Consider the following 8,665-nt stretch of genomic DNA (forward strand, 5'->3'; position numbering starts at 1 on the left):
ACATACGTATAGTTTGTGTTGACATCTCCATCGCCGCGATTTACCTCGATCGAAGTCCGACGCTATCGTGGACTGCCGCGCACCGGCAACGGTCCGGCCGAGGGAGAAGGGATTGCAGGAATGAACCGAGGCGTGATCGCCGTCGAAGCGACCGGGCCGACGATCGTCGCCGGCGAGATCCTGGTCGAGATCATGGCCATCGAGCGCGGCCTCGGTTTCCTCGAGCCGCTGGAGCTGACCGGCCCCTACCCCAGCGGCGCGCCCGCCATCTTCATCGACCAGGTGGCCAGGCTTGGCGGCGGCGCCGGCATCATCGCCTGCGTCGGCCGCGACGACTTCGGCACCATCAACCTCGAACGGTTGCGCCACGACGGCGTCGACGTTTCGGCGGTATCGGTCAGCGACCGCTATCCGACGGGCAGCGCCTTCGTGCGCTACAGGCCCGACGGCGGCCGCGACTTCGTCTACAACATCGCCGAATCCGCCGCCGGCCGCATCAGCCTAACAGCCGAAGCACGACGGCTGGCCGACGCAGCCGGTCATTTGCATGTGATGGGCTCGGCGCTGTCGATTGCCGGACTGAAGGGGATCGTCGCCTATGCAGTGAAGGCTGCGCGCGCGCGGGGCGGCTCGACCTCGTTCGATCCGAATGTGCGCAAGGAGCTGATCGACGGCGCCGACGGCGCGCATTTCGCCGCGCTGGTCGACGATGCCGACCTGCTGTTGCCCTCCGGCGACGAGCTGCTTGCGGCGGCCGGCGTCGACGACGAGCGGCAGGCGGTGGCGGCGCTGATTGCGCGCGGCGTCGGCGAGATCGTGCTGAAGCGGGGCGCTGCCGGCTCGACGCGCTTCGGCGCCGACGGCAGCCGCACCGACTGCCCCGGCTTCCTCGTCGAGGAGGTCGACCCGACCGGCGCCGGCGACTGTTTCGGCGCGACCTACCTGACCTGCCGCCGCAAGGGCATCGAGCCCGGCAAGGCGCTGCTCTACGCCAATGCCGCCGGCGCGCTCAACGTGACGCGGCGTGGGCCGATGGAGGGGCTTGCCGGCTTCGACGCGCTCGACCGCTTCATTTTTGGGACAGACCGGGCCGCAACCGATCGGGCCAAATGACGATGACGACCAATCCGCTTCAAGATCTCGCCGCCGCCCGCCGCAACGGAACGCCCTACGGCATCACTTCGGTATGCTCGGCGCATCCGCTGGTGATCCAGGCGGCGATCCGGCGCGCCCTCGCCGATAGGGATGCCGCGCTTCTGATCGAGGCGACCTGCAACCAGGTCAACCAGTTCGGCGGCTATACCGGCATGACGCCGGACCTGTTCGTCGCCTTCGTCAAGGAGGTCGCCAGCCGCGAGGGGCTGGACGCCTCGCGCATCATCTTCGGCGGCGACCATCTCGGGCCGAATCCGTGGAAGGCCGAGCCGGCCGCGCAGGCGATGGGCAAGGCCGAGGCGATGGTCACGGCCTATGTCTGGGCCGGCTTCAGCAAGATCCATCTTGATGCCTCGATGGGCTGTGCCGGCGAGCCGGCGACGCTCGACGACGAGACCATCGCCACGCGGGCCGCGAGGCTGGCCAAGGCGGCGGAAAAGGCGGCGGGCTCGCGCGGCGGCCCCATGCCGCTCTACATCATCGGCACCGAGGTGCCGGTGCCCGGCGGCGCCGACCATGCCATCAGCGACCTAAAGCCCACGGAGGCGACCGCCGCTCGCCGCACCATCGATATCCATCGCGCGATTTTTTCCCGCGAGGGGCTGGAGGATGCATTCGGCCGCGTCATCGCCGTGGTGGTGCAGCCCGGCGTCGAATTCGGAAGCGAGAATGTCGTCGCCTACAAGCCGGGGGCGTCGAAGCAGCTGACCGCGCTGCTCGACCAGGAAACCGCTCTCGTCTACGAGGCGCATTCGACGGATTATCAGAGCCGCGCGGCGTTGACGGCGCTTGTCGCCAGCGGCTTTCCCATCCTCAAAGTGGGACCAGGTCTGACATTCGCGCTGCGCGAGGCGCTCTACGAGCTCGACCTGGTGGCGTCCGAGATGATCGCCGGTTACGGCGAGCGCTCGCTCGCCCGGGCGATGGAGCGGGTGATGCTCGCCGCCCCCGGCCATTGGCGCAGCCACTACCACGGCGACGAGACGAGCCTCTATCTGCAGCGGCATTACAGCTACAGCGACCGTATCCGCTATTACTGGAGCAACCCCACGGCAAACGTCGCCGTCGCCCGCCTGCGCGAAGCGCTGAGTGGCGTCGCCATTCCCGAGACGCTGATGCGGCAGTTCCTGCCGGCGCTGCCGGCGGAACTCGGCGCGGCCGGCAATCCCGAGGCCATCCTGCTCGCTGCCGTCGACCGCGTGCTTGCCGACTACGACGCCGCTTGCCGCCCCGTCTGACGCTGGACGCATTCTCTTCCGGCCCTATAATTTAGCCGGATTGCAAATTCGGCCGGAGAGAAAGCATGAGCCTCGGCAGACAGAAACTCGGCAGCCAGGGGCTCGAAGTCTCGGCCATCGGCCTCGGCTGCATGGGCATGAGCCAGGCCTACGGTCCGGCCGACGAGGCGGAGTCGATCGCGACGCTGCACCGGGCGATCGAGCTTGGCTGCACCTTTCTCGACACGGCCGAGGTCTATGGTCCGTTCATCAATGAGGAACTGCTTGGACGCGCGCTGAAGGGCCGGCGCGATCGGGTGACGATCGCGACGAAGTTCGGCTTCCGCATCGCCGACGGCAAGCAGGCCGGCCTCGACAGCCGGCCCGAGCATATACGCGAGGTGGTCGACGCCTCACTGCAGCGGCTCGCCACCGACCGTATTGATCTTCTCTACCAGCACCGCGTCGATCCCGCCGTGCCGATGGAGGATGTCGCGGGCGCGGTCGGCGAATTGGTGACGCAGGGCAAGGTGCGCTTCTTCGGCCTGTCGGAAGCGGGCATTGCCAACATCCGCCGCGCGCATGCCGTGCATCCGGTCTCAGCGCTGCAGAGCGAATATTCGCTGTGGGAGCGCAACCTCGAGCCCGAGATCATCCCGGCACTGAAGGAGTTGGGTATCGGCCTGGTGCCGTTCGCGCCGCTCGGCCGCGGTTTCCTGGCCGGCGACGTCAAGCGCGCGGAAGACTATCCCGAGGGCGATTTCCGCCGCGGCGACCCGCGCTACCAGGGCGAGAACTTCGACCTGAATGTCGCGGCGGCGGCCACAGTGCGCGACATCGCCGACGCCAAGGGCGCGAAGCCCGGCCAGATCGCGATCGCCTGGCTACTCGCCAAGGGCCCGGATTTCGGCATCGATATCGTGCCGATCCCCGGCACCAAGCGGCGGAGCTACCTGGAAGAGAATGTCGCGGCGGCCGATATCGCGCTCGACGCCACCGAAATGCTCGGGCTCGACATGGCGCTGACGCCCGACAAGGTGTCGGGGCCGAGATACACCGAGCGCGGGATGTCGATGGTGGATCGGTAGGCGGCCGGGCAGTCCTACTTCTTGTTACAGTCCGGCAAGGCCGCCATCGCCTTCTTGGCGTCGGCCTCGCTGGGGTATGTCTTCTTGCCGAGATCGACCACAAGCGTCCCGTCGGGCTTCTTCGGCACCACCTCGCACTGTTTCGAGACGGCGTCCCTGGCAACCCAATATTCCTCGGCCGCCATGGCGGGCAGGCTGGCAATGCCGGTGGCGAGGATAGCGATAGCGATGGTGCGAACCATTGCGGGCTCCATTGCGTTTGTTGCCGGAAAGCAAGCCGCGACTGCCGGCGCTTTGCTTCGAACGCGGCGGCACACTGCTTTTCAAAACGTCCTGCCCCGGCTTCTGTTCCGGGATTCGTGGAAGCGAGCTTCGCTCACCCGCCCGAATGCGAATCGATGCTGTAGGGATGCACCGGATAGCCCGGGCCGATCGCTGCGCTCACACGGTCGATCCAAGTGCTTACTGCCGGATAATCGGCAAGCGAAAACCCGCAATCCTCGGCGCGGTGGCCGTAGGCATAGACGGCGATGTCGGCGATGGTGAGCGAGCCGCCGGCCAGGAAAGGTGTGTCTTGCAGGCTGCGCTCAAGCGCGCCAAGTGCTCGCACGCCCGCCTCTTGCTTGCCTGCGACCAGTGCCTTGTTGCGCTCCAGCCGCCCGGTCAGCATCCAGAAGCGCAGCGAGCCGATGACCGGCTCGACGTAATACTGCTCGAAGAACAGCCACTGCATGACCTTGGCGCGAAAGAGGCGGTCTGCCGGTAGATAGGGCGTGCCCTCCGCGACGCAGACGAGGATCGCGTTGGACTCGGCGATCGCCTGGCCATTCTCCACTGCAAGCACCGGAACGGCGCCCGCCGGGTTAAGCTTGAGGAAGGCCTCCGTGTGGCTCTCGCCCTCGAAGATCGAGACGATGCGGGTTTCGTAGGCGATGCCGAGCAGGCCGAGCAGGACGCGAATCTTCCAGGCATTTTGCGACGGGAGGTAGTCGTAGAGCGTGAGCATGGCGCAGTTCCTGATTGATGGAATGCTTCGCATGAGTGATGGAGGGGCGCCACCCGATTCAGGCATTCGCGGCACAAAACATCCAGAGGTCAGCGCGCGGCACCCCCCTCTGTCCTGCCGGACATCTCCCCCTCAAGGAGGGAGGTTGGCTGTCACGCCGCCTTTCGCCAATCGCCAGCGTTTCTAGGAGATGACCGGCGCCAAAGCTGCCAATCTCCCCACTTGAGGGGGAGATGGCCGGCAGGCCAGAGGGGGGCGCGAAGGAACTCGGCCTACGGCATTTGCGCCCCGTGAACCTCACCGCCGCGCAATGTCCTTCGCCACCGCCTGCGCCTCGAGGCCGATCTCGCGCAGCAGGCCGGTGACCGGGTTGTAGAAGCCAACGAGATAGACACCGAGCTCTCGCGCGCGGGAATTCACGCCGCTCTTGTCCGGCCTGAGTTCCGCAGGCAGGAAACCATCATAGCCCGGACGATAGCCGGTGGCGAAGATCACCGCGTCGAAATTCTTCTCCGCCCCGTCGGTGAATTTCACGCCGCCCGCGGTGAAGCTTGCGATATCCGGCGCGATGCCGATCCGACCGGCCTTGATCGCCGCCACCGTGCCGACGTCGATCACCGGAATACGTCCCGCATCGATCTGCGCGAGGATGCCCTCTCTTGGCCGCACGATGCCGTATCTCTCCAGCGGGCCCAGCGCCAGGTTCAGTATCTTCGGAAACATCCAGTCGTTCAGCGCCTGCGGCATCGGCCGGCTGGCGATGCCCACCATCTGGATCGGCACGCCGAAAAGCTGGCGCGGCACGATGTGGACGCCCTTGCGCACCGAGATCGTTGGTCGCGCACCGGACTCTGCGAGGTCGAGCGCGATCTCCGCGCCGGTATTGCCCATGCCGATGACCAGCACATGCTTGCCGACATAGGGCGCAGCCTCGATATAGGCGGCGCTGTGCAGCACCTTGCCCTTGAAGGCCTCGATGCCCGGGAAGGCCGGCGTGATCGGCTGGGCATTGTTGCCGGTGGCGATGACAATTTTGCGGGCATTGAATGGACCGGCATCGGTCTCGACCAGGAGTTCCCCGCCGTCGCGGCGGATGGATTTCACCGTGACGCCAAAGCGCGGCCTCAGTCCGAAACGCTCGGCATAGGCATCGAGATAGTCGACCACTTTTTCGCGCGGCACGTAGCGCGGATGGCTTTTCGGAAACGGCACGAAGGGCAGCGAGGAGAAGGACTTCACCGTATGCAGATGCAGCCGCCGGTAATGCCGCCGCCAGGCCGGCGCAACCTCATTGGCCTTTTCCAATATGATAAAGTCCTGTCCCGCCTTTTTCAGGCAGGCGGCGACGGCAAGCCCGGCAGGGCCCGCGCCGACAATGACGACATTGGTATCCAAGCGCTTTTCCCCCAACCGCAGGGGCAGAAGCTATGACGAGAGGTGTGCAAGGGACAAGTGGGTGAAAACACCTACTGCGAGGCGGCGCGGCGCCGCATCTCCCCTACAAAGGTGGAGATAGAGCGCCGCCCTACTCCATCGCGCCCGGCGTCTCGGGCTCGTCCTCGGGCGGTTCGAGGATCTCCATCAGTTTTGCCACGCGAGCGCCGGGCATGGCGTGGCCTTCATTGACCAACGCCTCATCGGCGCCGATCCATGCGAAGGCCTCGCGCAGTTCCTCGAGGCTCGCGCCGGTGAGCGCGATGTCGGCGATGACGGCCTCGTCGACCGGTCCAAGCACGGAAATGATGTCGTTGCGGGTCATCTTGTCCTCCCCCATGGGTCGAGACGATTGCCCAGGGAAACGGCTGACAGGTCGGACGGGTTCCGAAAATCCGTAGGCCCGCTTCTTCCGAACGAGGCCCGATGCTATGGCTCGCCCCATGAAGCCCGTCCTCCTCCTCGCCGCCCTGCTCCTGTCCACGCCGGCAAGCGCCGACTGGAAGCCTATCGAGAAGATCGAGCCCTATGCCGTCTCGGGCCAGACGGCGGAGCAGCTCTATCTCTCGATCGGCGACAAGGGACCGGTGATCGGCAAGGACAGTGCCGGTAATGAGCGTCGCGTCATTGCGCACACCAACTTCAAGCTGACCTGGCAGCGCGACTACCAGCCGCAAGGCGGCGCCTGCGTGCTTAAGACGGCACGGCCGAAGCTGATCATCACCTACACGCTGCCGAAGCCGACGGGAAAACTTGGCCCAGCCTTGCAGGCGCGCTGGGATGCCTTCGCCGCCGGGCTGATCGAGCATGAGAAGGTGCACGGCGCCGGCATCGTCGACATGGTGAACAAGATCGTCGCCTTCAGCACCGGCCTCACCGCCGAGAACGATCTCGGCTGCAGGAAGGTCAGGGCGGAGCTGACGCAATATCTCGACCAGCTCTCCAAGGCGCAGCGCCAGGGCAGCCGCGATTTCGACACCATAGAGTTCGGGCGGGATGGCAATATGCTGAAGCTGATCGCGGCGTTTGTGGCTGGGGGTTAGCGCCTACCGGGAAGAGCTGCGGAGCCGATAAGCGATTTCAACAAAGGAGCAGGAGCTAAGCCTCAGAAAACGCGAGAGCGGGAGTTGATTGGCAACACCAGGTCTTTTTTCCGGCCTTCTGGTTGAACTTGAAACGCTAGTGTAGTCTGCCGACAGCAACAACTGTGGGTGTTCGGGGCAAGTGTTGAGATTTCTGCGTTATTTTTTGGGCATGCAGTTGGCCGTTGTCGCTGGCGCTTCAATCGTTCGGGCCGAGGAAATGCCGAAGCCAGACCCCTCCTGCGCCGACGTTGCCAGAATTTATGATCAGTTCAACCGGCCGATGTACTATTCCATCACGACATATCAGCTGAAAGATGATGGATCGCTTAAGCTTTTCCAAGACCTCCGCGTCGTCAACGGCCATTACTATACGCGCTACTCTTTCTCGGAAAAATGGCTGGCGCATGGCTTGGCAGATTTTTCGTCCATGAGCCGAATGGGACCGGTCTTTACGTCCTGCAAGCTGATGGGCAAAGAGGACAACCTCCTGCACTATTCAGCGACGTGGCACGAGTTTCCCTATGCCGCCGCTGCGGAACTGTGGGTCAGCGAAGACAGCCGCAGGCTTTCCAAGATGATACGTCGCTATCCGGATCGACTGTGGCAGTTTCCCTTTGCCACCGCGGTAGAGCTTTACGAATATGACGACGGAAGCGAGCGCGTGCCGGATCCATCGTGCGCCGATGTAAACAAGGCGTATGATGGGGAAAACCGCCCTCGGCAATATTCAATTGCTGAATACGAACTGAAGGACGACGGATCGACGACGCCCCATGGCGAGCTTCGGATCGATGATGGTGAATACTACACCAAGCCTCGCGGGTCAGCCGGTTGGGTGAAAGGCGGTCCGATAATTTTTCGGACCGTTGACGGGCTCGGCCCGAGGTTTATCTCCTGCAAGTTCGTCGCTGAAGAATCTTCCACGTCTGGAAAGCTCCTTCACTACGCGGCGATCTGGCAAAAGGATGGCTTCGGAGCGGCGAGCGATATCTGGTTAGGCCAGGACGGCCCCAGGCTGATCAAGCTGGTTCGACACTTTGCCGAAAATGATCGACGGCCACCCTACCCCGTCATCCTAGAGATCTACGACTACGCACCATTTCCGCATGGTGTGGATGTGACGGATAAATCTGCCACCTCGGTGACCGAGCCGTACTAGCGCCTAGACCGGGTGGCCTAAAAGCTGATCTCCACCGCATCCGCGCTCCGCTTGGCCTCACCGTGGAACACCGCCTCGATGTTGTTGCCGTCGGGGTCGAGCAGGAAGCAGGCGTAGTAGCCGGGATGGTAGCGGCGTTCGCTCGGAGCGCCATTGTCCTCGCCGCCGGCGGCGAGCCCGGCCTGGAAGAAGGCGTCGACCATGGCGCGGTCCCTTCCCTGGAAGGCGAGATGGTGGCGGCCGGTGAGCACGCCTTGGGCGGCACGGCTGTCGGGGCTCGAGACGAACAGCTCATCGGCCCAGAAATAGTCCTCAGCGCCGCCGCCGATCGGGATGCCCAGCACTTCGAACAGGGCGCCGTAGAAGCGCCGGCTGGCCTCGATGTCGCGCACCACTAGTACCTGTGCACAGAGATTATGACTCTTTGGCGGTGGGCTTTGGATAGGCTTTGGCCAATTTGAGGCGCGCCTGTTCGGTCGAGAACATCCAATTGATGCGCGCGCCGCTGGCGTTTCGCTGGT

Annotated in this window: 10 protein-coding genes; 5 read left to right on the top strand and 5 right to left on the bottom strand. The window is 64.4% G+C overall.

Annotated elements, in window-relative coordinates; all coding sequences use genetic code 11:
- The first annotated feature begins 120 nt into the window (after positions 1-120).
- From RFM68_RS18170 to RFM68_RS18180, 3 genes are all read left to right on the top strand, one after another.
- The gene (locus RFM68_RS18170; RefSeq protein WP_320234364.1) at positions 121-1,113 is read left to right on the top strand and encodes a tagatose kinase; all 993 of its coding nucleotides are present in this window, start codon (positions 121-123) and stop codon (positions 1,111-1,113) included.
- Positions 1,110-2,393 (top strand): D-tagatose-bisphosphate aldolase, class II, non-catalytic subunit, encoded by a 1,284-nt coding sequence (locus tag RFM68_RS18175; protein WP_320234365.1) that lies wholly within the window; start codon positions 1,110-1,112, stop codon positions 2,391-2,393. Before RFM68_RS18170 ends, RFM68_RS18175 begins: the two co-directional genes overlap by 4 nt.
- A gap of 65 nt (positions 2,394-2,458) precedes the next feature.
- Positions 2,459-3,460 (top strand): aldo/keto reductase, encoded by a 1,002-nt coding sequence (locus RFM68_RS18180; protein ID WP_320234366.1) that lies wholly within the window; start codon positions 2,459-2,461, stop codon positions 3,458-3,460.
- A gap of 14 nt (positions 3,461-3,474) precedes the next feature.
- Here RFM68_RS18180 and RFM68_RS18185 read toward each other — a convergent pair whose 3' ends face one another.
- The 4 genes from RFM68_RS18185 to RFM68_RS18200 all read right to left on the bottom strand — a co-directional run bounded on the left by RFM68_RS18185 (position 3,475) and on the right by RFM68_RS18200 (position 6,225).
- Positions 3,475-3,702, bottom strand: coding sequence for a hypothetical protein (locus RFM68_RS18185; protein WP_320234367.1), 228 nt, complete (start codon positions 3,700-3,702; stop codon positions 3,475-3,477).
- Positions 3,703-3,836: 134 nt separating this feature from the next.
- Positions 3,837-4,466: a glutathione S-transferase family protein gene (locus RFM68_RS18190; protein WP_320234368.1), complete on the bottom strand. Its 630-nt coding sequence runs from the start codon at positions 4,464-4,466 to the stop codon at positions 3,837-3,839.
- Positions 4,467-4,763: 297 nt separating this feature from the next.
- Entirely contained in the window at positions 4,764-5,861 is a 1,098-nt protein-coding gene (locus RFM68_RS18195; RefSeq protein WP_320234369.1) for a flavin-containing monooxygenase, read from the bottom strand.
- Positions 5,862-5,991: 130 nt separating this feature from the next.
- A complete protein-coding gene (locus RFM68_RS18200; RefSeq protein ID WP_320234370.1) occupies positions 5,992-6,225 on the bottom strand; it encodes a hypothetical protein in 234 nt (77 codons plus the stop codon).
- A 118-nt stretch (positions 6,226-6,343) separates the two neighbouring features.
- Here RFM68_RS18200 and RFM68_RS18205 point away from each other — a divergent pair, with 118 nt between their 5' ends.
- Positions 6,344-6,943, top strand: a complete 600-nt coding sequence (locus RFM68_RS18205; RefSeq protein ID WP_320234371.1) for a DUF922 domain-containing Zn-dependent protease — start codon at positions 6,344-6,346, stop codon at positions 6,941-6,943.
- A gap of 184 nt (positions 6,944-7,127) precedes the next feature.
- The gene (locus RFM68_RS18210) at positions 7,128-8,144 is read left to right on the top strand and encodes a hypothetical protein (RefSeq protein WP_320234372.1); all 1,017 of its coding nucleotides are present in this window, start codon (positions 7,128-7,130) and stop codon (positions 8,142-8,144) included.
- 17 nt (positions 8,145-8,161) lie between these two features.
- Here the strand turns inward: RFM68_RS18210 and RFM68_RS18215 are convergent, their stop codons facing one another.
- Complete coding sequence (locus RFM68_RS18215; protein ID WP_430694882.1) at positions 8,162-8,587, bottom strand: VOC family protein; 426 nt, start codon at positions 8,585-8,587, stop codon at positions 8,162-8,164.
- Between the last annotated feature and the right edge of the window lie 78 nt (positions 8,588-8,665).

Origin of the sequence: Mesorhizobium montanum (genome assembly GCF_033977145.1) — a bacterium.
GTDB classification, from domain to species: Bacteria; Pseudomonadota; Alphaproteobacteria; order Rhizobiales; family Rhizobiaceae; genus Mesorhizobium; species Mesorhizobium montanum.